This is a genomic window from Streptomyces sp. NPDC050423 (genome assembly GCF_040655445.1).
In the GTDB taxonomy this organism is placed as follows: domain Bacteria; phylum Actinomycetota; class Actinomycetes; order Streptomycetales; family Streptomycetaceae; genus Streptomyces.
The window spans coordinates 43672-68938 of the sequence record NZ_JBFAJY010000024.1 but is presented as its reverse complement, the minus strand read 5'-3'; the positions used below and the strand labels follow the sequence as shown (position 1 = coordinate 68938).

18 protein-coding genes are annotated in these 25267 nt (G+C 71.9%); 4 read left to right on the top strand and 14 right to left on the bottom strand.

From position 1 onward, the window contains the following. Positions 1–11: 11 nt before the first annotated feature. The 13 genes from AB0I52_RS19165 to AB0I52_RS19105 form a co-directional block, all read right to left on the bottom strand. Positions 12–1370: a VWA domain-containing protein gene (locus AB0I52_RS19165; protein ID WP_363074026.1), complete on the bottom strand. Its 1359-nt coding sequence runs from the start codon at positions 1368–1370 to the stop codon at positions 12–14. An 89-nt stretch (positions 1371–1459) separates the two neighbouring features. Next, positions 1460–2695: a PP2C family serine/threonine-protein phosphatase gene (locus tag AB0I52_RS19160; protein ID WP_363074099.1), complete on the bottom strand. Its 1236-nt coding sequence runs from the start codon at positions 2693–2695 to the stop codon at positions 1460–1462. Next, complete coding sequence (locus AB0I52_RS19155; RefSeq protein WP_363074024.1) at positions 2692–5538, bottom strand: tetratricopeptide repeat protein; 2847 nt, start codon at positions 5536–5538, stop codon at positions 2692–2694. The genes AB0I52_RS19160 and AB0I52_RS19155 overlap by 4 nt, the downstream gene beginning before the upstream one ends. Positions 5539–5632: 94 nt before the next feature. After that, entirely contained in the window at positions 5633–6967 is a 1335-nt protein-coding gene (locus AB0I52_RS19150) for a hypothetical protein (RefSeq protein ID WP_363074022.1), read from the bottom strand. A gap of 66 nt (positions 6968–7033) precedes the next feature. After that, positions 7034–8008 carry a glutamate ABC transporter substrate-binding protein gene (locus tag AB0I52_RS19145; RefSeq protein WP_363074097.1) on the bottom strand — a complete coding sequence of 325 codons (975 nt, stop codon included), beginning with the start codon at positions 8006–8008 and terminating at the stop codon, positions 7034–7036. An 89-nt stretch (positions 8009–8097) separates the two neighbouring features. Further along, positions 8098–9507 carry a hypothetical protein gene (locus AB0I52_RS19140; protein ID WP_363074020.1) on the bottom strand — a complete coding sequence of 470 codons (1410 nt, stop codon included), beginning with the start codon at positions 9505–9507 and terminating at the stop codon, positions 8098–8100. 331 nt (positions 9508–9838) lie between these two features. Next, complete coding sequence (locus AB0I52_RS19135; protein WP_363074018.1) at positions 9839–10813, bottom strand: BadF/BadG/BcrA/BcrD ATPase family protein; 975 nt, start codon at positions 10811–10813, stop codon at positions 9839–9841. Next, positions 10804–12069, bottom strand: coding sequence for a 6-phospho-beta-glucosidase (locus AB0I52_RS19130; RefSeq protein ID WP_363074016.1), 1266 nt, complete (start codon positions 12067–12069; stop codon positions 10804–10806). The genes AB0I52_RS19135 and AB0I52_RS19130 overlap by 10 nt, the downstream gene beginning before the upstream one ends. A gap of 3 nt (positions 12070–12072) precedes the next feature. Beyond that, positions 12073–12975 (bottom strand): carbohydrate ABC transporter permease, encoded by a 903-nt coding sequence (locus AB0I52_RS19125; RefSeq protein ID WP_363074014.1) that lies wholly within the window; start codon positions 12973–12975, stop codon positions 12073–12075. Between the two features lies 1 nt (position 12976). Continuing rightward, the gene (locus AB0I52_RS19120; RefSeq protein WP_363074012.1) at positions 12977–13918 is read right to left on the bottom strand and encodes a sugar ABC transporter permease; all 942 of its coding nucleotides are present in this window, start codon (positions 13916–13918) and stop codon (positions 12977–12979) included. Between the two features lie 7 nt (positions 13919–13925). Continuing rightward, positions 13926–15263, bottom strand: a complete 1338-nt coding sequence (locus tag AB0I52_RS19115; protein ID WP_363074010.1) for an ABC transporter substrate-binding protein — start codon at positions 15261–15263, stop codon at positions 13926–13928. 73 nt (positions 15264–15336) lie between these two features. Beyond that, the gene (locus AB0I52_RS19110; protein ID WP_363074008.1) at positions 15337–16560 is read right to left on the bottom strand and encodes an ROK family transcriptional regulator; all 1224 of its coding nucleotides are present in this window, start codon (positions 16558–16560) and stop codon (positions 15337–15339) included. Between the two features lie 307 nt (positions 16561–16867). Next, complete coding sequence (locus tag AB0I52_RS19105) at positions 16868–17935, bottom strand: mechanosensitive ion channel family protein (protein ID WP_363074006.1); 1068 nt, start codon at positions 17933–17935, stop codon at positions 16868–16870. Between the two features lie 356 nt (positions 17936–18291). Between AB0I52_RS19105 and AB0I52_RS19100 the strand changes: the two genes are divergently transcribed. Next, entirely contained in the window at positions 18292–18828 is a 537-nt protein-coding gene (locus AB0I52_RS19100) for an HNH endonuclease (RefSeq protein WP_123471109.1), read from the top strand. 95 nt (positions 18829–18923) lie between these two features. Here the strand turns inward: AB0I52_RS19100 and AB0I52_RS19095 are convergent, their stop codons facing one another. Then, positions 18924–21923 carry a beta-N-acetylglucosaminidase domain-containing protein gene (locus tag AB0I52_RS19095; RefSeq protein WP_363074004.1) on the bottom strand — a complete coding sequence of 1000 codons (3000 nt, stop codon included), beginning with the start codon at positions 21921–21923 and terminating at the stop codon, positions 18924–18926. A gap of 310 nt (positions 21924–22233) precedes the next feature. Between AB0I52_RS19095 and AB0I52_RS19090 the strand changes: the two genes are divergently transcribed. The 3 genes from AB0I52_RS19090 to AB0I52_RS19080 all read left to right on the top strand — a co-directional run bounded on the left by AB0I52_RS19090 (position 22234) and on the right by AB0I52_RS19080 (position 25157). Then, entirely contained in the window at positions 22234–22500 is a 267-nt protein-coding gene (locus AB0I52_RS19090) for a hypothetical protein (protein ID WP_363074002.1), read from the top strand. Continuing rightward, positions 22501–24666: a 4-alpha-glucanotransferase gene (malQ, locus tag AB0I52_RS19085; protein WP_363074000.1), complete on the top strand. Its 2166-nt coding sequence runs from the start codon at positions 22501–22503 to the stop codon at positions 24664–24666. A gap of 278 nt (positions 24667–24944) precedes the next feature. Continuing rightward, positions 24945–25157, top strand: a complete 213-nt coding sequence (locus tag AB0I52_RS19080; protein ID WP_363074095.1) for a hypothetical protein — start codon at positions 24945–24947, stop codon at positions 25155–25157. Positions 25158–25267 lie beyond the last annotated feature (110 nt).

Sequence of the window (25267 nt, the reverse complement as noted above, 5' to 3'; positions counted from 1 at the left end):
CGGATATGTGGTTACTTCTTCACGCGGACGGTCTTCGTGGAACGCGTTTCGAGTGTCATCTCGTCCGCATCCGCGACCTTCGCCTTCAGTCGCACAGTACCGGTCGCCGCGTCGACGACGTCTACCACCTTCGAAAGCAGTTTCGCAGTGTCCTCGTTGCCGGACGCCGATGCCAACTGCACCGCACGGCCGAGTTTGGCCGTCGCGCCGTCGAAGTCTCCCGACTTGCGGGCATCGAGTCCCTGCTGGATGACTTGTGCCAGTTCCGCCTGACCTGTGTAGTGCGCGACCTGCGGATTGATCGAGGTCGACGCCACCATGTCGTCCGTCCACACCGCCCGTACCAGGCCCTGCGAAAGGGTCTGGGGCGCCCCGCCCGACGGGTCGGGGAGGATCAGCGAGACCCGGGCCGCCAGCATCTCCTGACCGATGCCGGCCTCCGGAACCTGCACGCACACGTGGTAGTCGCGGGACTCGTCGCCCCAGGAGCCGGTGGGGTAGTCCCCGGCGCGCGGGCCCGCCTCGGTGCGGCGGTCGGTCAGCTCGGCGACCGTCGGCGCGACCTGCTTCACGTACTTGATCTCCACGCCGACCGGGGTCCAGAGCCGCAGCGCGACGTCCGCGACCTCCTTGCCCATCGCGTTCTCCATCATCTGCGTGAAGTCCGCGGCCAGCCCCGCCGGATCGGCGACGATGTCGGCGGTGCCGAGCAGTGCGGAGGCGATCGCTGTGACCTCTTTCACTTCCCAGTCGGTGCCGACACCGCGGGCGTCGCAGGTGAACCGGCCGGAGCAGGCGTCGAGCGCGGCCCGCAGGTCCTCCGGTGCCTCGTGCTCGTTGCGCCCGTCGGTCAGCAGGATGCCGTGCCGGATGCTCACCTCGGCGGCGCCCAGCAGCCGGTCGGCCAGCCGCAGCCAGGTCCCGATCGCCGTACCGCCGCCCGCGGCGAGCCGGCGCAGGGCCTCCTTCGCCTGGGCCCTGGTCTGCGGATCCGCCGTGGCGAGCCGCCCGTTGCCCGGGTAGACCTCCTTGGCGACGTGCGTACCGCCGATCACGGCGAAGGCGGTGCCGTCGCGCAGGGTGTCGATGGCCGCCGCCGTCGCATCGCGGGCGTTGCGCATCTTCGTGGGCGGATAGTCCATCGAACCCGAGCAGTCCACCATGATCACCACGGCGGCGCTCGCCGCCTGTCCCGTTGCGTGCGAGGGCGGATGGGCGCCGCTCCTCAGCGGAACGCCACCCGTGGTGCCGCCGCCGGTCGAGGTGACGGTGATGATGCCGTTGACCTCGCGGCCGCCCTCGGGAAGAAACTCGTTCTGGTACACCTCGACGGAGAACTGCGGCACGTTCGACTTGGAGAAGTTGGCCATCTGATCGGCTCCTTGAGGCTCCACGTGTCAGATGAAGACAGATTTGCGGACAAAGGCATCGGAGGTGCGTGGGGCGGGCGGAACGGGACTCAACCGCCGCTGTAGGCGGATCCTGCCCCTTGCACCGGTACGGCGAACGGCAGCAGAGCCACTGTTACGTTGTCGTGGCCCCCACCGTCGAGCGCGTGGCCCACCAGCACCTGGGCGCCGTGCAGCGGCCGTTCGTACGCGTCGGCGGGCACCGCGGCGGACATCTCGGCCGCGGACTCCGCGTAGTTCCACAAGCCGTCCGTGCAGACCACGACGACGCCCGGCCGGTCCGGTTTGAACGAGGCGGTGTGCGGCTCCAGTTCGTAGGAGTCGGCGCCCAGCCAGCCCGTGATGGCGTGGGCCCGCTCGTCCGCGTACGCCTCCGCCTCGTTCATCAGGCCCGCCGCGACCATCTGCGCGGCCCAGGAGTCGTCCTCGGTGAGCCGGGCCGGTGGACTGCTCCGGTCCTCGGGCACCCAGTACACACGGCTGTCACCGACCCAGCCGACGAACAGCAGCCCATTGGCCATGATCGCGCCGACCAGCGTGCACGCCGGGGCGTTCTGATGGCGGTGCGGATCCTGCTCCGCGGCCCGACCGGGCTCCTGGGCAAGCCGGTTGACCGACTCGGAGGCCGCCACGATCGCCTCGTGCATCGCCTGCTGCGGATGCGTGCCGCGCGGCAGCGACTCCAGCAGCGACTCGTTGGCGGCGGTCGTGGCGGCGGCCGACGCCTCGTCGGGACGGCTCGCCGACGACACCCCGTCGCAGACGATCGCCAGGACGGCCGGGGTGCCGTCGGGCAGCGCGGTCGTCGAGATCGCGAACGAGTCCTCGTTGCGGTGGTGGCGCAGTCCGCGGTCGGTGACCGCGGCGACCGAGCCGAGCTCCTGCTCCATGTGGTCCCGCTCGCGGGGCTGGGCATGGCCGCAGTTCTCGCAGTAGCCGTCGTTGTCGACCCGGCCGGCCCGGCAGGCCACGCACACCTTGGTCCCGGCGGGCGGGGCCGCGACGGGGGCCGCGGCGGCCCGGGGATCGGGCGCCGTGCCGTCGGCGGCCGTCACCGGCGCCGCCAGCTCGAAGTCGCCGGACGCGCCCGGCTCTTCGGGGCCGGCCACCGCCGGGGCACCCGCCGCGGTGGTGATGGCGATCGTCGGGCGGTCCCGCGGCGGCTCGGGCACGGCCGACAGGTCGTACCCGCACGCACCGCAGAACAGATCCCCCGGCTCCAGCGGCTCCTCGCAGCCGGGACACCTCGGCAAGGCCGTCTCCTGGTCGTTCTGCGACATCTTCACACCCACGTTCGGGGGCGGAAACGGTTGGCCCGCTCCACCAGTTCGATCCTCTCGTCGCCGGGCTCCGCAAGCCGGGCGAGCATCCGGTACGAGCGCTCCAGCCCGAAACGCAGGCCGCGCTCGTCCAACTCACTGCCGAGCAGCGTCCTCGGCCCCTGTGCCCCGCCGTGCGCGGGCGACTGCGGGGCCGATGGGTGAGCCGTGGGACTCCCGGAGAGTACCCAGTCGAGCGCCGTCCCCAGCACCTCGGTCGACAACCGCTCCCGGCGCACCGCGTCCAGACCGAGACCGGCCAGCCCCGAGACCTGGGCCGAGGCCGCCATCAGATCGACGATCAGGGGGTCGTCCGGGGCCCGGCCGCGCAGCCGTGCCCGTACCGCGGCGACCCGGGCCGCCGTGTAGTGGATCGACGCCTCCGGCACGGACTCCAGCGACCGGACGGCCCCGCTCCGGTCCCCGGCGGCGATCTGCACCCGGGCCAGGCCGAACGCGGCACTCACGAAACTCGGGTCGGTCGCCCACACCAGCCGGTAGTACTCGGCGGCGTTGTCCAGCTGGCCCAGCACCTCCGCGCAGACGCCCAGCGCCAGCTTGGGCGCGGGCTCCCCGGGAAAGGCGTCGTAGACCGCGTCGAAGGACAGCGCCGCGTTCTCGTTGTCACCCGTCACCAGGGAGGTGATGCCGCGGTACCAGACCACCCGCCAGTCGTCCGGATGCTTCAGCTCAAGGGTGGTCAGGGTCTCCTGCGCGGCACCGAGGTCGCTCATCTCCAGGAAGGCGCGCAGCTCGCGCAGCCTGGTCTCCAGCGAGGCGGCCGGTACGGCCTGCAGCGCGGCGATCAGTTCGGCGGGTGCCGACGCCATCACCCCGGCCAGGAAACCCGCGTTGGGGTCGTTCGCGTCGACCCGGGGAACCGGCAGCGCGAGCGACGTCCCCCGTACGTCGAGCCCGGCCAGCCGGGGCCCGCCGGTGCCGTACGGGTCATGCGCCCCCGATGGGGCACCGGTGTCCGGGAGCGGGGACCGGGGGGCCGGAACGGCCGCCTGCGGCTGTTGCCGCGGGTACGCGGGTGCGGCGCCGTTCCCGGAGCCACCGTTCGCGCCGCCGCTGACATGCGTGGCGGACGAGGGCAGCGGACCGGCGCCCGCGGCGAATCCGGGAGGCGGTCCGGCGGGCAGCGCGCCCGGGACACCGCCCGGCGGGGCCACCGCGGCGGGCGGCGGTGCGAGCGGTGCCACCGCGACCGCTCCGACACCCTTGCGCCGGCCGAAGAGCCCGGACCCGCGGGGCGCCGGGTTCCGCGCCCCGAGCCGGGACACCTCGCCGGTCAGGAGGGTGAACAGCTCCGTGTCGGTGACCCGCATCTCCGCACCGAACAGCGTCGACAGTGCCGGACGCGGGCGCCCCGTCTGGAGCGACACCACCTCCCGCAACACGCCCATCACCTGCTCCGCCATCTCCGAGGCGGAGGCGAACCGCCGGGCCGGATCGGGGTCGGTGGCCCGCACCAGCAGCCGGTAGAACGACTCGTACGTCCGGAACACCTCGATGTTGTCCGGGTCGGGCAGCGAGTCCACGAAGACGTTCGTGTAGCCCTGGAAATCGAAGGTGAGCACCGCGAGCGTCCGCGCGACCGTGTACAGGTCGGAGGCGACCGACGGGCCGACCTCCGCGACCTCCGGCGCCTGGTACCCCACCGTGCCGTAGATGGCCGACTCGTCGTCGTCCATCCTGCGGACCGCGCCCATGTCGATCAGCTTCAGCTGGTCCTCGGTCTGGATCGCGTTGTCCACCTTGAAGTCGCAGTAGAGCAGGTTGCGGCTGTGCAGATGACCCAGCGCCTCCAGCGCCTCGATGCCGAACGCGCACGCCTGCTCGACCGGCAGCGGGTCCCGCTTCCCGGCCGGGGTGCGACGCTCGTTGGCGATCTCCTTGAGCGCCTTGCCGCCGACGTACTCCATGACTATGTAGCCGTCGAGCGAACCGGTCCGCTGGTCGAGGTGCTCGACGAAGTTGTAGATGCGGACGATGTTGGAGTGCTCGATCTCGGCGAGGAAGCGGCGCTCGGAGATGGCGGCCGCCATGGCGTCCTGGTCACCGGTGTCGAGCAGGCCCTTGAGGACCACCCAGCGGTCGGAGACCGCGCGGTCCACCGCGAGATACACCCAGCCGAGCCCGCCGTGCGCCAGACAGCCCGCGACCTCGTACTGGCCGTGCACGACGTCACCGCCCTGGAGCTTGGGCATGAAGGAGTACGGGTGGCCGCACTTGGTGCAGAACCCCTCCGTGCGCCCCGGCCGCTCGCCCCTGGCCCGGCCCACCGGCGCCCCGCAGTCCGAACGCGAACAGAACCGCTTCCGCTCGGGCACCTCCGGGTTCTCCATCACCGCGGTGCGCGGATCGGGACGCGGCACGTCCGGCACGAGCACCAGCCCGGCACCCAGCCGGTTCCGGCCCGAGACACCGGTGGACGCCCCCGAGGAGCGCACCGAGACCGAACGCGACGTCCCCTTGCCGGACAGCGCCCGCGAGAGCCGCCCCGACACCGACCGCCGCGAGGTCGACGAGCGCGAGGAGGACCGCGAGGACGCCCTCGATGACGCGCTCGACGACCCTCGCGAACTGCTCCGCGCCGATGAGCTGTTGCTGCCCCTGCCGCCGCCCGCGATGCCGGTGGGCGGCGAGCTCACCATGCCGTCCCCCTGTTCGCCGCCCGGCTCGGACGGGGAAGACCCCCTCGGCGAGACGACCGGAGCCAGACCGCAGGTGTCGCAGTACAGCTCACCGCCGCCCATGTCCTCGTAACTGCCCTCGCACGCGGGGCGCTGGCACTGCGTACTCATGGTCATTCCCCCTGTTCGCCCCGCCGCCGCAGCGGCCCCGTCTCTCCGTCACTGTCTGTCCCGCCCGGCGGGTGCCCCGATGGCACCGGGCGCCTCACGGCCGCCCCCGCCGGTCTTCAGGTCCGGACGCGCGCCGCTGCCCCAGCAGTTCCAGTGCCGCGTCCTGATAGCGCTGCACCGTCTGTGCGGCGACCCTCAGATCGCAGGGCGCGCTCCACAGCATCCGGCGCGCCGCGTCGTAGCGCTCGATGAGGACCGGGTCCTCCGCCAGGCCGTGCCGGGCCACCTTCGCCTTGTACGCGTCCAGCCGGCCGCGCAGCTCCGCCCGCACGGCGAGCGGGGCGGTGACCGCCGTCAGCTGCTCCCTGGCCCGCAGCAACTCCTCCTCGGCCTGCCGCTCCAGGGTCTCCAGGAGCGGTGAGAGCCGGTGCCACTGCGCGTGCCTGCGGTACTCCGAGGCCGCGGCGAGACGCTCCTGGAGCGCGGTCGGCGGACCGTTGACCGCCGGCACCTCGGAGGCGGCGATCTTCGCCAGCACCTCGCCGCGCGCCGACCGGGCCTCGGCCAGGGTGCGGTCAGCCCGGGAGAGCACGTCGCGCAACTGGACCAGCCGCTGCTCGGCGTCCTGCCGGACCGCGAGCACCGCCTCGATCTCCCGCCGCACCTCGTCCAGCGCGCGGGCCGCCCGGTCGTAGCGCGCGGTGTCCGGACGGCCGCCGCCGGGCGCCGAGCTGCCGGGCCCCGGCAGCCAGAACGCCAGCGGATCGGAGATCACCTGCACCCGCAGCGTGGCCAGTTCCCGGGTGATCGACTCCAGGTCGTCCCCCGACGGGTGCTCGCCCGGCCGTACCCCGACCGAGTGTGCGAGCGAGCTGGTGCGGCGCAGCTCGGCGGCGAGCAGATCTATCCGGGCGGGCATCGCCGACCACACGGAGTCGGAGGCGACGACCATGTCCAGCGAGCGCGCGTACAGCTCGTTCATCCGGTTGACCAGCTCCGCGAGCGTGAACCGCTCGGAGAGCCTGGCCGGGCCGGTGACCGACGGATCGGGCCGGGCGGCGGCGTGCGCCACCGTGACGCCCTCGCCGCGCAGCAGTTCGGTCAGGGCCGCCAGGTCCTCCCGGTTGGGGTGGCGCCGCCGGGCCCGCACCTCACGGGCCTCGGCCAGCACCCCCGCGTACGCGTCGAAGTAGCCCCACAGCAGCGTGATCGACTGCTCGGTGGCGCTCCAGCGCTCCTTGGTGACACCGGTGAGCTCGGCGCCCTCCAGGAGACGGCGCCCGGCGTGGTCCTGGAGGGCGAGGAGCGAGGTCTCGATCGCCTCGTGCTCCGCACCGAGCCGGGCCAGCGCACGGTCCGCCTCGTCCCGGTCCATGACCGGGCCGGGGGGCCGGGCCGCGTAGCTGGGGAAGGGGCCCGCGACGCCCATCGATCACCTCTCCGATCTCCCTGCCGGACGGGGCCCGGCAGGATCTGCCTGATCCGAAGGACAGGCCTAGTTGCTGCGGTACTTGGGCATCGGCGGCCCCTTGATTCCGGGCAGACCGTCCTGCAGCCAGCTGCGGTACGACCGCATCCAGGGGCTGTCCTTGCCCCCGGCGCGGTAGTCGACCAGCACCTGGTTGACCCGCGCCACCAGGTCGTCGGCACCCTTCTTCGTGGCCACGCCGTAGTACTCCTTGGTGAACGGCTTGTCGCCCTTCAGCTCCACGGCCGGGTCCTGGGCGGCCTGGCCGGCCGCGAGGGCGTTGTCCGTGACGATCGCGTCGACCTCGCCCATCTGGAGCCGCACCAGGCAGTCCAACTGGTTGGGGACGGTGAGCAGGTCCTCGTCCGCGTCGGTGCCGTCGTGCTTGTCCCTGAACACCGAGCCGAACGACTGCTTCTCCAGCGCCTCGTACGCCGTGGACCCCTCCGCCGTGCAGACCCGCTTGCCGGCCAGCGAGGGGTTGTATCCGGTGATCGTGGATTCCTTCGGCGCGAGGACCTGCTGCCCGGCCTGGAAGTAGGCCGTGGAGAACGAGACCTGGTCGAGCCGGGCGCAGTTGATCGTCATCGTCCGGACGACGACGTCGACCTTGTCGTTCTCCAGGGCGGCGATCCGCTGGTTGGTGGGGATCGCCCGGAAGATCACATCGTCCGGGTCGCCCAGGATGTCCTTGGCGATGGCCCGCACCAGATCGATGTCGAAGCCTTCGAGATCCCGGGACTCCGGATTGCGGTACCCCCACTGGAAGCTGTTCTGGTCGACGCCCGCGATCAGCTTTCCGCGCGCCTTGATGCGGTCGATGGTTTCGCCGCCCGCGAGGGAGGGCTCCAGGCTGGCGTCCGGATCGGTGCAGTCGGCGGCCCGCGTCTGCACACCGCGTGCGGCGCCCGGCCCCGTGACGTCCTGGCTGAAGGCGTCGTCCCCGCTGTGGGAGAGCGGCAGCAGGGTCAGCGCCGCCGTCACCGCGCAGGCCGCGGCCATGGCGGTCACACCGCCCCAGCCGCGCAGCCTGCGCAGCGGGCCCGTGGGCCCCGTCCTGGGCTCGTCCTTCCCTGTCATCGCTCCCCCTGTCACCGGAACTCCGAGAGCCTGCGGTTGACCCCGACGATCGCGGCGACCGCGCCCAGCACGGCGAGTGCCGCCGCGCCGATCGGCAGCCCGCCCAGCGCACCGCGCCCGTCCTTGGCGGCCCGGGTGAATTCGTCCTGCTCATGGGCGAGCGCCTGCCGCAGCGCCTTGTCCACCCGGTTGAACGACTCACCGGTCGAGCCCTTGGTCGAGTCCCCCGACCCGATGATCTGCTTCAGCGCGGCGTCGTAGTCGCCGCTGTCGTCGGTCTTGCGGGCGGTCCGGTGGCGGCTCTGCCACTCGGTGACACTCCGGACGGCCTTCGCCACCGGTTCGCTTCCCGCGGTGTCGTGGGTGTCCTCGGCGAGCTTCGAGGCCTTGCCCAGCTCTTCGACGAGCGCCTTCATGCCCGTGCCGTAGTCGGTCTCGTACTTGTCGCTCTTGCCGTCAGCAGTGAGCACCGCACCCCGGGCTACGACCGTGAGGTTCTCGTTGGCGCGTGCCTTCAGCGAGTTGATGCGCGCCCGGTTGAGCACATCCAGGGACTGCTGCCCGCGGGTATTGGCGTCGGCCAGATCGGAGCGGGCCACCGAATGCCCCACCGCCAGCCACAGCAGGACCACGACCGAGGCCGCGGTCGCCGCCAGCAGTCCGTGGTTGAGCACCCGGTTCGTCCGGTGGAAGTTGCGCCGCTGGGCCCAGAACAGCACGGCCAGCGCGATCACACCGATGCCGAGCGAGAAGAACGGCCAGGTCCGTGCGGAGTCGTAGTCCTGGCCGAGCCGGCCGGTCTCCGCCGTGTACAGCCGCTCGGCGGCCGGGAGCATGTCGCCCGCCATCTTCTGGTTCGCGTACCGGAGATAGGCGCCGCCCAGCGGCAGCCCCTGCCGGTTGTTCGCGCGGGCGCGCTCGATCAGCCCTGTGTAGCGCGGGAGTTCCTCGTTGAGCTTGGTGATCTCGTGGCCGGACTTCGTCGACGAGTCCGTGTTGGCCGCGGCTTTCACCAGCAGCCGGGAGGCCTCCTCGATGTCCGACACGTACTGGTCGTGGACGGCGCGCGGCTCCTGCGGCCCGGCCAGGAAGCCGCTCGCCGCCGCGGCGTCGGCATCGGCCAGCGAGCGGTAGATGTTCGCCGCGTCCGCGCTGAGCGGCTGACTGCGCCGCACCACGTCGTCGGCGGAGGCCGCCCGGTCGGAGATCTCGAACGCTGTCACGGCCCCGAACGCGACGACGAGCAGGGCCAGTACGGCCCCGATGATCTGGAGCCGGCCCGGTTCGGTGGTTGCCGCGGCACGCAGCCGGTCGGTCGCCACCGCGCGGCCACTGCGCTGCGGCGGTACGGGTACGGGCGCGGGCGGTCGCTCCGGCGCGCGTTGCGGCGGCGCCGGGCGCACATTCGGCGGGTATGTCACTTGACCTCCCCCTCGGTCACTGACGGCGGCCCGCCCCCCGGCCGATCGGGGGACTGGTACCCGGCCAGAAGTATGGCCGCAGGGACCGGCGTCCATACAGCGAACGCCTGGATCCTGCACCGGTCCGTGAACGCAATCAACTGCAGTCAACAGCATTCGATCAAGGCCGACACCATCGATCAAGACGATCGATGTCGCAATCCCCCCGAGTTGAACCGATCTCCCCAACCAGAAACACGTCCGGGGCGGCTGATCGGTTCCCTTGCGGAAGGGGCGTCCCGCAGCACGATGGCCACGGGACGCCCCTGATACCCACTGATGTCACGGAATGTCAGGCGTACTGCGCCCGCAGTCTGTCGTGCACCTCGGGCGCGGCGCCCGTGTGGTCCAGGCCCAGCAGCCCGGCGCCCAGCACCGGGGACTCCTTCACCACCCGCACCACCGCCTTCGGGGCCCGTACCGCGAGGAGCTCGGCGATCCGGTCGTCCAGCTGCGGGTGCCGCGCCGCCAGCACGCTGCCGCCCAGCACCACCGGAGCCTGCTCGCCGAGCAGACCGAGCCGGGACAGCGCGACCGAGGCCATGGCCACGACCTCCTCCGCCAGCCGGTCCACGAGGCCGTGGGCCACCGCGTCGCCGGCCGCGCCGGTCGCGAAGAGCACCGGTGTCAGCTCGTGCCGCCGCTCGGGCTCGATCCGGCCCAGATGCAGCGCCTCTATCAGCGCGTACATCGAGTCGAGCCCGAAGTGACCGGGCAGGGTACGGGCCAGTGCGGTCGGCTCACCGCGGCCGTCCTCCGCCCGCGAGGCGAACCACATCGCCTCCTCGGCCAGGCCCGCACCACCGCCCCAGTCGCCGGATATCCGGCCTATGGCCGGGAAGCGCGCGGTGCGCCCGTCCGGCACCATGCCGACGCAGTTGATCCCCGCGCCGCACACGACGGCCACGCCGCGCGGTTCGTCGACCCCGGCCCGCAGGATCGCGAAGGTGTCGTTGCGCACCTCCACCGTGCGGCCCCAGGCGCGGGCGCCCAGGGCCTCGGTCAGCTGTTCCTCCTCGACGGGCAGATCGGCGTTGGCGAGACAGGCCGACACATGGGCGACGCCCTCCACGCCCACGCCGGCCGCCGCCAGCGCCCGTTCGACCGCGGAGCCGAGCGCGTCCACGGCCGTGCCGATGCCGACCACGGGCGGCTGGAAGCCGCCGCCGCGGGCCGTGGACAGCACGGTGCCGTCCGCGCCGATCAGTGCCACATCGGTCTTGCTGTTCCCCGCATCGATCGCGAGGACCGAACCGTTCACGCCCACGCCAGGTGCTCCCGGTTGTGCGCGATCAGCTTGTCGGTGAGCGCCTCCGCGTACTCGAACTGGCCGATCAGCGGGTGCGCGAGCAGGGCCTTGAACACCCGGTCGCGGCCACCGCGCAGCGCGGCCTCCAGCGCGAGGTCCTCGTACGCCGTCACATTGCCGATCAGCCCGGCGTAGAGCGGGTCGAGCTCCGGCACGGCGAGCGGTGTCGCACCCGTCCCGTCGACCTTCGCCTGCACCTCGATCACCGCGTCGTCCGGCAGGAACGGCAGCGTCCCGTTGTTGTACGTGTTGACCACCTGGTGCGTGGAACCGCCGCCGCCCAGCAGCGAGGCGGCCAGGTCCACGGCGGCCTCCGAGTAGAAGGCCCCGCCGCGCTTGGCGAGCAGCGCGGGCTTCTCGTCCAGCGCCGGGTCGCCGTACATGGCGAGCAGCTCCTTCTCCATCGCGGCGACCTCGGCCGCCCGCGAGGGCTTGGTGCCGAGCTCCCGCACGACCTCGTCGTGCGCGTAGAAGTAGCGCAGGTAGTACGAGGGGACGACGCCGAGGCGGTCCACGATCGCCCGCGGCATGTGCAGGTCGTCCGCGATCGCGTCGCCGTGCTCGGCGATCAGCCGCGGCAGCACGTTCTCGCCCTCGGGGCCGCCGAGGCGCACCCCGAGCTCCCAGGTCAGGTGGTTCAGCCCGACGTGGTCGAGATGCACCTCACCGGGGGTCACGTCGAGCAGCCGGGCGAACTTGCGCTGGAAGCCGATCGCCACGTTGCACAGGCCGACGGCCTTGTGACCGGCCTGGAGCAGCGCCCGGGTCACGATGCCGACGGGGTTGGTGAAGTCGATGATCCACGCGTTCGGGTTGGTGCGCCGGACGCGCTCGGCGATGTCCAGGACGACCGGGACGGTGCGCAGGGCCTTGGCGAGGCCGCCGGCGCCGGTGGTCTCCTGGCCGATGCAGCCGCATTCCAGCGGCCATGTCTCGTCCTTGCCGCGGGCGGCCTGGCCGCCCACGCGGAGCTGGAGGAGCACCGCGTCGGCGTCGGCCACGCCCGCGTCGATGTCCGTGGTGGTGACGATCCGCCCCGGGTGGCCCTGCTTGGCGAAGATCCGCCGTGCGAGGCCCCCGACGAGTTCGAGCCGGTCGGCCGCCGGGTCGACGAGCACCAGCTCCTCGACCGGCAGGGTGTCCCGCAGCCGTGCGAAACCGTCGATCAGTTCAGGTGTGTAGGTGGACCCGCCACCCACTACTGCGAGCTTCATGAATCAGCCCTTTACTCCGGTCAGTGTGACGCCTTCGACAAAGGCCTTCTGTGCGAAGAAGAAGACGACGATCACAGGGGCCATGACCAGAACGGTCGCGGCCATGGTCAGGTTCCAGTCGGTGTGGTGTGCGCCCTTGAAGGACTCCAGTCCATAACTCAGCGTCCACGCCCCCGGGTTCTCCGAGGCGTAGATCTGCGGTCCGAAGTAGTCGTTCCAGGCGTAGAAGAACTGGAAGAGTGCGACGGCGGCGATGCCCGGCTTGGCCATCGGTATCACGACGCGGAGCAGGGTGCGGAACTCACCGCAGCCGTCGACCTTCGCCGCGTCGAGGTACTCGTTCGGAATGGTCAGCAGGAACTGCCGCAGCAGGAAGATGGAGAACGCGTCGCCGAACGCCATCGGGATGATCAGCGGCCACAGCGTGCCGGACATGTCCAGCTGCTTGGCCCAGAACAGGTACATCGGGATGACGACGACCTGCGGCGGCAGCATCATCATCGAGATGACGAGCATCAGCGACAGGTGCCGGCCGCGGAAGCGGAACTTGGCGAGCGCGTAGGCCACGGGCAGCGAGGACACCACCGTGAGGACGGTGCCCAGACCCGCGTACAGCAGGGTGTTCTTCCACCAGGTCAGGAAGCCCGGGGTGTTGAACACCTCCTTGTAGTTGCTCCACTCGAAGGGGTGCGGCCACAGGTCACGGGTCAGTGCCTGCTGGTCGCTCATCAGCGAGGTGAGGAGGAGGAAGACGAACGGCAGCACGAAGAAGAGTGCGGCCGCGACGCCGAGCGAGTGCACGGCGATCCAGTGCAACAGCGCCTTGCGGCGCGCGACGCGCGCGGCCGGGGTGACGGGGTCGCTCACCGGCCCGCCGGCCTTCGGGGTGTCGAGAACCTGCGCCACGTCACTCACCTGCCTGGATCAGTCCGCTGCGGCGCCGCATCAGCAGTGCGGTGAACGCCATGGCGAGGACGAAGAGAACGAGCGCGACCACACAGGCGGAGCCGTAGTCGAAGCGCTGGAAACCGAGGTTGTAGACGAGCTGTGGAAGCGTCAGTGTCGACTTGTCGGGATAGCCCGGTTCGAACTGCTGCCCGGAGCCGCCCATGACACCCGAGGCGACTTTCCCCGCCACGAGTGGCTGGGTGTAGTACTGCATCGTCTGGATGATGCCGGTGACCACGGCGAACATGATGATCGGCGAGATGTTCGGCAGTGTGACGAAGCGGAACCGCTGGTACGAGGACGCCCCGTCCAGCTCCGCCGCCTCGTACTGCTCCTTGGGGACGTCCAGGAGCGAGGCCATGAAGATCACCATCAGGTCGCCCACCCCCCAGACCGCGAGCGCGGTCAGCGCGGGCTTGGACCAGGCGGCGTCGGTGAACCAGCCCGGGGTCGGCAGCCCGAGCTCGCCGAGGATCGAGTTGACCGGTCCGGTACCCGGGTTGAGCAGGAAGACGAAACCCAGCGTGGCGGCGACCGGCGGCGCGAGGTACGGCAGGTAGAAGAGCGTCCGGAAGACTCCGGTGCCCGTCTTGATCTTGGTGATCAGCATGCCGACACCGAGTCCGAACACCACCCGGCAGGTCACCATGACCAGGACCAGCCACAGCGTGTTGCGCAGGGCGGGCCAGAACAGCGGGTACTCGTTGAAGACGAACGACCAGTTCTTCAGCCCGCTGAACTCCGGGGCCGAGAAACCGTCGTAGCTGGTGAAGGAGAAATAGAGCGTGGAGATCAGCGGGTAGGCGAAGAAGACACAGAACCCGATCAGCCACGGCGACATGAAGGCCGCCGTCCGAAGCGCCGAACGGCGGCGCTTCGAACGGAGTGTGTACGTGCTCATCGTGGTGCTACTTCGCCTGTGCGATCGCGGCGTCGATCTCCTTGGCGGTCTTTTCCAGACCCGCCTTGATGTCCTTCTGGTTGCCCTTCTCGATGTCGAAACCGAGGTTCTGCAGGGACACCAGGTACGCGCCGCCGTTCACCGAGGGCGGGGTGGTGGTGCTCTTCGGGTTGGCGGCGATGTCCAGGAACGTCTTGAAGCGCGGGTCGTACTTCAGCTTCGGCGACTTCAGCGCGGCCAGCGTGGACGGCACGTTGTGAATGGCGTTGGCGAAGTTCACCACCGCGTCGGTGTCGGTCGTCATGAACTTCACCAGCTCCCAGGCGGCGTTCTGCTTGGACGAGGTGGCGGCGATCCCGGCGATGGTCCCGGTCAGATAGCCCTTGCCGTACGTGTCGGCCTGGTCGTCCGCGACGGGCATCGGGGCGACGCCGATCTCGAACTTCGGCTTGGTCTCCTCGGCCATGCCCAGACGCCATTCGCCGTCCAGCTGCATGGCCACCTGGCCGGTGTGGAACGGGTGCTTGGCGCCCCACTCGTCACCGAAGCCGGTACGGAACTTCTCCAGCTTCTGATAGCCGCCCAGCGAGTCGACCAGCTTCTTCTGGTTGGTGAGCATGGCGGCGAACGAGGGGTCCTTGGCGATGTTCGACTTGCCGTCCGCGTCGAAGTACGACGGGTCCCAGCCACCGAGGTAGTGCTCGGTGGTCGACTCGTAGCCGTGGTAGTTCGGCATGAAGCCGAGCTGCTCGTACGAGTCGCCCTTCGGCTTCGTCAGCGTCTTCGCGTCGGCGGCCAGCTCGGACCAGGTCTTGGGCGGGCTGGTGATGCCGGCCGCCTTGAACGCGTCCTTGTTGTAGTAGAGGCCGTACGCGTCACCGAGCAGCGGGACCGTGCAGCGCACGCCCTCGAACTGGGTGTACTCGTTCATCGCCTTCGGGAAGGTCGCGTCCGCGTCGATCCCGTCCTTCTTCAGGAAGGGGTTGAGGTCGACGAAGGCCTTCGACTTGCAGAACTTGCCGACGTTGTTCGTGGTGAAGGACGAGACGACGTCCGGGGCCTTGGAACCGCCCGCGCGGAGCGCCTGGTTGATCTTGTCGTCGGTCATGTTGCCGACGACCTTCACATGGATGTTGGGGTGCGCCTTCTCGAAGGCGTCGATCGTGTCCTGAATTCCCTTGACCTCGCTCGGGGCACTCCAGCCGTGCCAGAAGTTGATGGTCGTCTCCTTGGACGCATCATCCTTGGCACCGGAGCTGCTCTGCCCGGTACAGGCGGAGGCGAACAGGGCTATCGCGGCGGTCGCGGCGAGTGCGACGGCCGGCTTCCGGCGGTTTCCGGACATGGTGGTGTCTCCCGATGAAGGGTTGGGACGGGGAAGGGAAGGCAGGTGTACGTCAGGGGGGTGGCGAAGGGGTTCAGCGCGAGGTGTCGAACACTTCGTCGCGGGTGGTGGCGAGCGCGCTCTCCAGCGCGCCGCGCAGTACGGGCCGGTGGATGACCTCACCGGCGATCAGCCGGGGCCGGGACGCCGCGAGCTCGGCGAGCTCGGCCGCCACCCGGCCGCGCAGCGGTTCCCCGCCGCGGGAGATCAGCTCTCCCGACAGCACGACGACCTCGGGGTCCAGGACGGCGAGCATGGAGGCGAGGCCGGTCGCCAGACCGGTGGCGTACTGATCGAGCAGCCGGCCGTACGGCCCGTCCTCGCCCCGCTCCACGGCCTCGGCCGCGCTGCCCACCAGGGCGGCGGCGATCTCGTGGTGGGTGCCGGGACCGCGGACCGCCTCGTCGTCGATGCCCAGCTCACGGGCCAGCCTGGCGAGCACCTGGGCACCGGCCAGCTCCTGGAAGCCGCCCGAGTTGGCCTTGGTGACCTGCCGGACCAGTGGCGCGCCCGGCACCGGCAGGAACCCGACCTCACCGGCGCCGCCGGTGAAGCCCCGGTGCAGCCGGCCGTTGATGACGAGGGCGGCGCCGAGACCCTCCTCGTTCCACAGCAGGACGAAGTCGTCGTGCCCCCGGGCCGCGCCGAGCCGTTGTTCGGCCACCGCGACGAGGTTCACGTCGTTCTCGTACTCGACCGGCATCGGCAGGAAGGCGGCCAGCTCGTCCAGCAGGGTCGGGGAGTGCCAGCCGGGCAGGTGCGAGGCGTACCGCAGCCTGCCCGTGCCCGGGTCGAAGGCGCCCGGCGTGCCGATGACGAGCCGGTGCACGTCCGAGCGGGTCAGCCCGGCGTCCTTGACCGCCCCGTCCAGCGCGTCCGCCACCTGCCGCACCACGCTGTCGGCGCGCCGCCCCGGGGTCCGCAGCTCGAACTCCCCGACCGTCTCACCGGTCACATCGGCGACGGCGGCGACGATCCGCTGGGCGTTCACGTCGAGCCCCGCCACATGGGCGGCCGAGGCGTTGACGGCGTAGAGCTGTGCGTTGGGTCCCGGACGCCCGGCCGCGGTCCCGGTGGCGACGACCAGACCGGCCGCCTCCAGCCGGGCCAGCAGCTGGGAGGCGGTGGGCTTCGAGAGGCCCGTCAGCTTCCCGATCCTGGTCCGCGAAAGGGGCCCGTGCTCCAGCAGCAGGTCGAGGGCGGCCCGGTCGTTCATGGCCCGCAGAACGCGGGGGGTACCCGGCGTGGTTCCGGCCATGATCACTGCACCTGCCCTCTGTTAGGAAAGTTTCCTATTCGGTGAGAGGACCGTAGGGCGCGCGTCACCTGGGCGTCAATGGTCTGCACCGCTGTGGCAACCAAAGCGTTACCTGGGCGGGGGCCGGTGGTGCGGGTGGCGGCCCCGCGCCCCGCAGGTGCCCCGTCGGAGTCCATTCCCAACAGGGCGGACGGTGAACCGAGTTGGCCCGGATCCATCGCAGGCGGGCCGGTCGGCCGGGAACGGGTGAGGGGCGCCCCGCAGACCTCGCGGGGCGCCCCTCACCCGTACGGCGTACGGCCGCTCGCTACTTGGAGATGTTCGGGGGCTGGACGATCGGGGTCGTCGCCAGGGACTGGGGTGAGGTGGCCGAGGCGTACGCCGAGGGGGCGGCCATGGAGGCCGTAGGGTCGGCGGCCGAGGGCTCACCGGCCTGGGCCGGGACGCCGCCGATCATGCGGATGCCCGCCTCGTCGAAGGCGTGCTTGATCCGCCAGCGCAGCTCGCGCTCCACGCCCAGGGCCTTGCCCGGCATCGTCTTGGCGGTCACCCGGACGGTCATCGAGTCCAGCAGCACCGTGTCCAGGCCCAGGATCTCCACCGGACCCCACAGGCGCTCGGTCCACGGGTCCTCCTTGGCCATCTGCTGGGCGGCCTCGGTGATGACCGTACCGACCTGTTCGAGGTCCTCCGTGGGGCGCACCTGCACATCGACGCCCGCGGTGGACCAGCCCTGGCTGAGGTTGCCGATCCGCTTCACCTCGCCGTTGCGGACGTACCAGATCGCGCCGTTGTCGCCGCGCAGCTTGGTGACCCGCAGACCGACCTCGATGACCTCGCCGGAGGCGACGCCCGCGTCGATGGTGTCGCCGACGCCGTACTGGTCCTCCAGGATCATGAAGACGCCGGAGAGGAAGTCGGTGACCAGGTTGCGGGCACCGAAGCCGAGCGCCACCCCGGCGACCCCGGCGGAGGCCAGCAGCGGGGCCAGATTGATCTGGAACGCGCCCAGGATCATCAGGGCCGCGGTGCCGAGGATCAGGAACGAGGCCACCGAACGGAGTACCGAACCGATCGCCTCCGAGCGCTGGCGGCGGCGCTCCGCGTTGACCAGCAGACCGCCCAGCGCGGTGCCCTCCACCGCCTGGGCGCTGCGGTTCATGCGTTCGATGAGCTTGGTCAGGGCACGGCGGACCGCTGTGCGCAGCACGATCGCGATGGCGGCGATGAGCACGATCCGCAGACCGGTGTTCAGCCAGGTGGACCAGTTCTGCTCCACCCAGCCCGCGGCGTTGCCTGCCTGCTTCGCGGCCTCGTCCAGCGAGCCACCGGACCCGGGTGACTGGGCCGCTGCCAACAGGGCGGACAGGGACACGGTGAAACCTCCAGTTGGGCGAGCGCTGACCAACCACACTAACGGGGTATCGGGCGTGCTCCGTTGCCGTGATCGAGGGGAGAGACACGTCTCACCCGGGGATATGGAGCAGGTAAGGGACCAGGCCGGCGGCCCCGCGTGTGGCCGATCGCACATCGGGCGCGCGGCACCGGCGGCAGGGCCCCTGAAGCGCCTGTTCCGGCCCGTTCCCGTCGTACGGACGGCACGGACCGGAGGAAAATCCTCCCGGCCCGTTACCCGGACGTGGTGGCGCTTCGACCAGGCCGGAGGGGAGACTGAGATCGGATCGTCCCGGCGCGAGCCACGCGTCGCCGGCGTACAAGGAGGCATCAACCGTGCCGCATGTCCTGGTTCTCAACGCGTCGTACGAGCCGCTCGGCGTCGTACCGCTCCGCCGCGCGCTCGTCCTCGTCCTGGAGAACAAGGCCATCTGCCTTGAGGAGTCCGGCGCCTTCATGCACAGTGCCACCCGTGCCGTCCCGGCACCCAGCGTCGTCCGCCTGAAGCGGTTCGTGCGCGTCCCCTACCGGGGCCCCGTCCCGCTGACCCGCCGGGCGCTCTTCGCCAGGGACGGCGGGCGCTGCATGTACTGCGGCGCCGCCGCGACCAGCGTCGACCACGTCATTCCGCGCAGCCGCGGCGGACAGCACGCCTGGGAGAACGTGGTGGCGGCCTGCCGCCGCTGCAACCACGTCAAGGCCGACCGGCACCTGCCCGAGCTCGGCTGGCGGCTCCACCAGCCGCCCGCCCCGCCGACCGGACTCGCCTGGCGGATCATCGGCACGGGCCACCGCGACCCGCGCTGGCTGCCCTATCTGCAACCGTTCGGAGCGGACGACGCGATGGCCCGGATCGATGGCATCTCCGCCTGAGACCCCGGGCCCTCGTGGTCCGGGAGAGCGGCTGCGCGCACCACCGCACCGCGGCCCTATGTGAAGCGCAGCTCCGCGGGGTGCGCCATGCGCCGCTACTCCGCCACGGCGTACGCCTGGACCGACCAGAGCGAGTAGCCGTACTGGGTGGCCCGCCCGTCGCCCTGGACCCTGATGAACCGGGTTTCCTTCGCGTCCATCCGGACCGACTCGTGGCCGCCCCCGCCCTCCCGGACGGTGGACGCCGTGCGCCAGGTGCGGCCGTCCGCGGAGACCTGCACGCGGTAGCGGGAGGCGTACGCGTCCTGCCAGTCCAGGACCACCTGGCCGATCCGGGCCGGGGCGGGCAGTTCGGCCTGCCACCAGGCGCCGTCCTCGGCCGGTGAGGACCAGCGGGTCTCCGGGTCGCCGTCCGACGCGGCGGCCGCGGGGAAGTCCGCCGTCTCGTCGCCCGACGAGGACGCGGTGGCCGTGCGCAGCAGGTCGGGGCCCGCGGTGCGCGGGAAGGCGCGGACGGTGAGGGTGGTCTCCTCGGCGCCGAAGGAGAACGGCACCTCGTACTCGCCCGCCGGGGTGTCCGCGGGGACGGTGATCTCCACGGGCACGTCGGTACGGGAGCCGCGCTGGACGGTCGTCTGCTTGGGCACCCGCACCTTGATGCCCTTGGGGGCCTTCGCGGTGAGCGCGCCCCGCACCTCGGCCGGACGGCCGGCGGAGAGCCGTGCCTCGACCCGCTGCGGCTTGCCGCCGATCTCGGCGTCCGTCTCCCCGTGCGCGAGATCGAGCCGGGCGGCGGGCTCGTCGACGAACCACGGCACCAGCGAGCGCACCCGGGGCGCCGTTCCGGTGGACGGGGCCGCGCCCGCGAGCGGCGGGATGATCAGGGGCGGCGCACCGGTGACCGACGGGGTGACGGTCGGCCAGCTGATCCGGACCGCGTCGGCCCGCAGGCCCTGCCCTCCCGTCTGGGTCCAGCCGCTCGCCGACAGGGCGCCGAGGCTGTGCCAGCCCTCACCGGGCACATGGGCCTGGACCGTCGCCTGCGCCGGCGTGGCGCCGCCGCCCGGCACGGTCGTCGTGGTGACGGCCTCCAGTGGACGCGCCCGGTCCAGCCGCACCGTGTAGCTGCCCTGCGCCTCGGTCACCGTGCCGTTGTCGCGGTCCGTCCCGGTCCAGGCGTCGGCCTCCTTGCGCGCCCGGTCCAGGAACGGGCCGAGCACCCCCTTGCCGACCGTCGCGCCGCCCGCTTTCACGGACCTGCTCACCGGTTCCAGGGCCAGCGACGCCTGCCAGGCGGCCGACCCGTCGCCGCGCGCCTGGGCCTGGAGCAGATCGACGGCCAGCTCACCCGCCCTGCCGTACCGGGACAACTGCTCGGTCCACGGGCGCACTTCGTCGTCGAGCCGCCCCTCCGCCAGTCCGGCCAGCCGCTGCGGGCTCTCGCGCATCATGGTGAACGCGGAGCGCAGCCGGTCCGCCGCCTTGTCGCGGGCCGCGGCGTCCGTCCCCGCCCGGGACTTCCAGAACGCGGCGAGCAACGGTCGCAGATACGCCGATTCGTCACCGCCCAGCACGGAGGCCATGCTGTTGCCGGCCAAGGCGCGCAGTGCGTCCCGGCTGCCGGATTCCTGGCCCGCCAGGTCGTCGATGGCCGCCCGCCAGGACTCCTGCGGCTGGTACCCCTTCGCGTTCCAGGCGAAGTCGGCGGCGGTGAACAGCGGGATCCTGGAGGCGGACGGCTGTTCCATCGCATTGGCCAGCAGCGCCGCCGAACCGATGGCGACCGCCGGATCGCGGCCGGTGTACGGACCGAGGAAGATCCGGTCCTGCGCGTAGTCGTTGACCGGGTAGTTGTCCATCGTGACCAGCGGATGGCGGAACGTGTCGCGCGCACCGGCCAGCTCGCCGCCGGTGATGGTCCTCGGCACGACCCCGACGCCGGTCCAGGCGACCTGCACCCGGTCGTCGAGCTCCTTGGCGAGCGCCGTGCGGTAGGCGGTCGCCCCGTCCTGGTAGAACTCCGTCGGCATCATCGACAGCGGCTGCGCGCCCGGATAGCGGTCCGCCAGGTGCTCGGCCACGCCGCTCACGACGCGGGCCTGCGCCCTGGCCGCCGCCTCCGGGCCGTCACCGAAGGTGGCGGCGTCGGCCGAGCAGTGCCATTCGCTGTAGCTGACGTCCTGGAACTGCACCTGGAAGACCCGCACCCCCAGCGCCCACATCGCGTCGATCTTCTTCGTCAGCGCCTTCACGTCGCGGTCCGAGGACAGGCACATCGACTGGCCTGGTGCCACGGCCCAGCCGAGCGTCACGTGCTCGGCGGCGGCCCGCTCGGCCAGCGCGCGGAAGTCGGCACGCCGCTCGGCCGGGTACGGATCGCGCCAGCGGGCCTGCCGGTAGGGGTCGTCGCCCGCCGCGTACAGATACCGGTTCTGCTTGGTGCGCCCCATGAAGCCGAGCTGGGAGAGCCGTTCCTCCTGCGTCCAGGGCTGCCCGTAGAACCCCTCGGTCATCCCGCGCACGGCGCTGGACGGCCAGTCCCGGACGGTGACCCCGGCGACACTGCCGCCCCGGATCAGCTGACGCAGGGTCTGCACCGCGTGGAACAGCCCGTCGTCGCCGAGGCCGTCCACGGCGACGGTGTCCCGGCCCGCGACCGGGCCGGCCGCGATCCGGTAGCCGCCGGCCGGCAGATCGTCACGGTCGGGGGCGCGCAGCGTGCGCAGCGCGTCCAGGGCCCCGTCGTCGCCGAGCCGGATGACGGGTCCGCGGCCCGGCAGGGCTTCGTGGACGGTCCGCACGCCCGCGTCGCGCAGGACCTCACGGAGCGCGGTGACGGCGTACGGGTCGGTCTGCTCTCCGACGAGGAGCGTGACCTCGTCGGAGAGGGGGACGGAAGTGCCGGACGCCTTGATGCTCTGCGGCCGGGGCCACACGGGGGGCGGCGCGCCGTCGTCCGTGCGGCCGGGGGCGCTGGCGGCGGGCGTGCCGGGTGCCTGAGGGGCGGCGAAGGCGGCCGGGGCTCCCGCGGAGAGCAGTCCGCCGAGCACGGCCGCGGCGACCGCCGCCGCCTGCTTCCTGCGCCTGAGCTGCATGCCCGTTCTCCCTCGCTCCCACCGGTGGGCTCCGAGCCCACCACCCGCGTGCGAGGGTGTCAATGTGCGTGGTCGTTGTGGTGCAAATGCCCGAAGCGACGGATGGAGTGGGACGAGTGTGACTGACGTCGTGTCACGCGAAAGATGACGCCGAATGGCCGAAAACAGCGGACGTCTTACGGGGAACCGCCCTCCGGGGAACGGATTGTGACCCAGAGCACGTTGAACTCGTTGTCATAACGCCTACGTCTGCGGACGCATCCGCTGGGTAGGCCTGCTGTGTCCTGCTCTCCACGGCCAGGAGGCCACCATGCCCGCTGCCGCGCAGCTCCTGCTCTCCGCCCTGACCAAACAGGTGCCGGAACCCGCCCCGCTGATCAGCGCGTGCCCCGCCACTACCCCCGGCCCGCTCACCAGCGAAGCGCCACTGGCCGACGCCATACCTCTGACCAGCGAGCCCCCGCTCGCCGACGCCACACCTCTGACCAGCGAGCCCCCGCTCGCCGTTCTCGCCCCGCTGACCAGCGAGCCGGCTTCCTCCGGCAGCGCTTGGGGCATGGAGTCCCCAGGAGTCTGAATGGGCTTGTCCCGGCTCGCCGCACTGCACGGCGTCGCCACCTCCTACTCACCGTCCGCCGACGTCACGGTGTCCGTCCCCGACGGCACGGTCGTCGCGGTGCTCGCCGCGCTCGGTGTCGACGCCGCCACGCCCGAGGCGGTACGGGAGGCGCTCGCCGCCGCCGAGTGCGCGGCCGGCTCCCGGCTGCTCCCGCCCACCCTGGTCGTGTGGACCGGGGAGCCACTGCCCGCGGCCCTGGCCGCGCTGCCGCCCGGCACGGAGCTGACCGTCCGGACCGAGGAGTCCGGTTCGGCCACGCCGGCCCGGGTGAGGATCCCCGGCGGGGATACGGATCCGGCCGTTTCCGGTACGCCGGTGCCGGAGCCGGTGGGCGGCCCAGCGTCCGGCACAGTGGGCCCCGGCCCCGCGCCCGCGCCCGGCTGGTGGGACGAACCACCGCTCGGCGTGCACCGGCTGACCGTCCGGGCGCCGGAGCGGCCGGCCGAGTCCTGCACGCTCGTCGTCGCCCCGGCCCGCGTCCCGCAGCCGGCGGCCCGCAGCCACGGCTTCCTCGTGCAGCTCTACTCGCTGCTCTCCGCCCGCTCCTGGGGCATGGGCGACCTCGGTGACCTCGCCGATCTCGCCTCCTGGTCCGGGCGGTGCCTCGGCGCCGGCTTCGTCCAGGTCAACCCGCTGCACGCGGCGGTCCTGGGCAGCCCCACCGACCCGTCGCCCTACCGCCCGTCCTCGCGGCGCTTCCCCGACCCCGTGCACCTGCGCGTCGAGTCCGTCCCGGAGTACGGGCACGCGCCCGACCGGGCCGCGCTGGACGATCTGCGCCGCCGGGCCGCAGAGCTCAGCGACGGAGTCCTGAACAAGGGCGCACTCATCGACCGCGACGCCGTCTGGGAGCTCAAGCGACAGGCCCTCGCCGTCCTCGTCGACGTCCCCCTCACGCCCGGCCGCCGCGCCGCCTACTGCGACTTCCTCGCGGAACAGGGACAGGCCCTGGAGGACCACGCCCTGTGGTGCGCCCTCGCGGAGGTGCACGGCTCCGACTGGCACACCTGGCCGCCGGGCCTGCGCGACCCCCGCTCCAGGGAGACCGCCCGCGCCCGCGGCGAACTGCTCGACCGGGTCGACTTCCACTGCCGGCTCGCCTGGCTGACCGATACTCAGCTCGCCGACGCCCAGCGGGCCGCCCGGGACGCCGGGATGGCCGTCGGGATCGTCCACGACCTCGCCGTCGGCGTGCACCCCGGCGGCGCCGACACCTGGGCCCAGCAGGACGCCTTCGCGCACGGCATGTCCGTCGGCGCGCCCCCGGACGCCTTCAACGCGCGCGGCCAGGACTGGGGGCTGCCGCCCTGGCGCCCCGACGCCCTCGCCGCGTCCGGCTACGCCCCGTTCCGCGGTCTGCTGCGCGGGATCCTCGGCCGGGCCGGCGCCCTGCGCATCGACCACGTCATGGGCCTGTTCCGGCTCTGGTGGGTGCCCGAGGGGCGCCCGCCCACCGAGGGCACCTATGTCAGCCAGGACGCCGAGGCGATGCTCGCCGTCCTCGTCCTGGAGGCCCACCGCGCGGGCGCCGTCGTCATGGGGGAGGACCTCGGCACCGTCGAACCCGGCGTCCGCGAGGCGCTCGCCCGCCGCGGGGTCCTCGGCACCTCCGTGCTCTGGTTCGAGCGGGACTGGTCGGGCACCGGCCGCCCGCTGGCCCCCGAGGAGTGGCGCGAGGGCTGCCTGGCGACCGCCACCACCCACGATCTGCCCTCCACGGCGGCCCGGCTGACCGGTGACCACGTGACGCTGCGCCACCGCCTCGGCCTGCTGACCCGCCCGCTGGACCAGGAGCGGACCGAGGACGGCGCCGACACCGCGGAGTGGCTCGGCCTGCTCTCCCGGCTCGGCCTGCTCCCCGAGGGCGGCGGCGACGAGGAGGCGGCCGTCCGTGCCGTCCACCGCTTCCTGCTGCGCACCCCCGCCCGGATGGCCGGGGTCTGGCTGCCCGACACGATCGGTGACCGCCGCCCGCAGAACCTGCCCGGCACTTGGGACGAGTACCCAAACTGGCGGCTGCCCGTCGCCGATGCCGAGGGCCGCCCGGTCACCCTGGAGGAGCTCGCCGCCTCGCCCCGGCTGCACCGGCTGATGGAGGTTCTCAGCCCCCGCCAGGAGGCTTAGGGCCTGTATTGGGTTGTCCCGCGGCGTCACGGGGCTGGGCACGCACTCCCCAAGCTCTCGGCTTCGCTCGAGCAGGGAGGGGCCCCCTCCAGCGTTGGCGGAGCGCCCTGGTAGCTGAGCTATCAGGGCGCTCCGGCGCCTTGCGATCGCACGTACTCAGCCCCGCTCCTTCTTCCGCGTGACAACCCAATACAGGCCCCAGAGGCCCGTTCGGCACCCCCGGGCGCGCGGCCCTCGTAGCCGTTCGCTACGTTTGCACCGTGGACAAGAAGAACGCTATGCGCGCCGGCGCGGTCGCCGCCGGAACGACGCTGATGATGCTGCTCATGACGTCCCCCGCGCTCGCGCTCACCCGCGACGACGGCGACGACCCGGGTCCTGGCCTGAGCGTGATCGACACGGTCGGCCTGTACGTCGTGGCCCCCCTGGTCCTGTTCGGGGTCATCGCCGGCCTCGTCATGGTCCTCGACAAGTCCAAGAAGCAGGTCTGACACCCGGCTGCGCGGCGTACCGGACCGCGTAGCTCCCCAGTCCGTCCCAGGGCGTCCCGATGTGCGCGAGCGCATCGGGACGCCCTGTCCGCGTCGGAGCGGCGCCGGGG

Bases quoted from the DNA above. Each gene is read 5' to 3' on its own strand.
- AB0I52_RS19165 (WP_363074026.1), bottom strand. From the start codon at position 1,370: ATGGCCAACTTCTCCAAGTCGAACGTGCCGCAGTTCTCCGTCGAGGTG.
- AB0I52_RS19155 (WP_363074024.1), bottom strand. From the start codon at position 5,538: ATGAGTACGCAGTGCCAGCGCCCCGCGTGCGAGGGCAGTTACGAGGAC.
- AB0I52_RS19150 (WP_363074022.1), bottom strand. From the start codon at position 6,967: ATGGGCGTCGCGGGCCCCTTCCCCAGCTACGCGGCCCGGCCCCCCGGC.
- AB0I52_RS19145 (WP_363074097.1), bottom strand. From the start codon at position 8,008: ATGGCCGCGGCCTGCGCGGTGACGGCGGCGCTGACCCTGCTGCCGCTC.
- AB0I52_RS19130 (WP_363074016.1), bottom strand. From the start codon at position 12,069: ATGAAGCTCGCAGTAGTGGGTGGCGGGTCCACCTACACACCTGAACTG.
- AB0I52_RS19120 (WP_363074012.1), bottom strand. From the start codon at position 13,918: ATGAGCACGTACACACTCCGTTCGAAGCGCCGCCGTTCGGCGCTTCGG.
- AB0I52_RS19115 (WP_363074010.1), bottom strand. From the start codon at position 15,263: ATGTCCGGAAACCGCCGGAAGCCGGCCGTCGCACTCGCCGCGACCGCC.
- AB0I52_RS19110 (WP_363074008.1), bottom strand. From the start codon at position 16,560: ATGGCCGGAACCACGCCGGGTACCCCCCGCGTTCTGCGGGCCATGAAC.
- AB0I52_RS19095 (WP_363074004.1), bottom strand. From the start codon at position 21,923: ATGCAGCTCAGGCGCAGGAAGCAGGCGGCGGCGGTCGCCGCGGCCGTG.
- AB0I52_RS19090 (WP_363074002.1), top strand. From the start codon at position 22,234: ATGCCCGCTGCCGCGCAGCTCCTGCTCTCCGCCCTGACCAAACAGGTG.
- malQ (WP_363074000.1), top strand. From the start codon at position 22,501: ATGGGCTTGTCCCGGCTCGCCGCACTGCACGGCGTCGCCACCTCCTAC.
- AB0I52_RS19080 (WP_363074095.1), top strand. From the start codon at position 24,945: ATGCGCGCCGGCGCGGTCGCCGCCGGAACGACGCTGATGATGCTGCTC.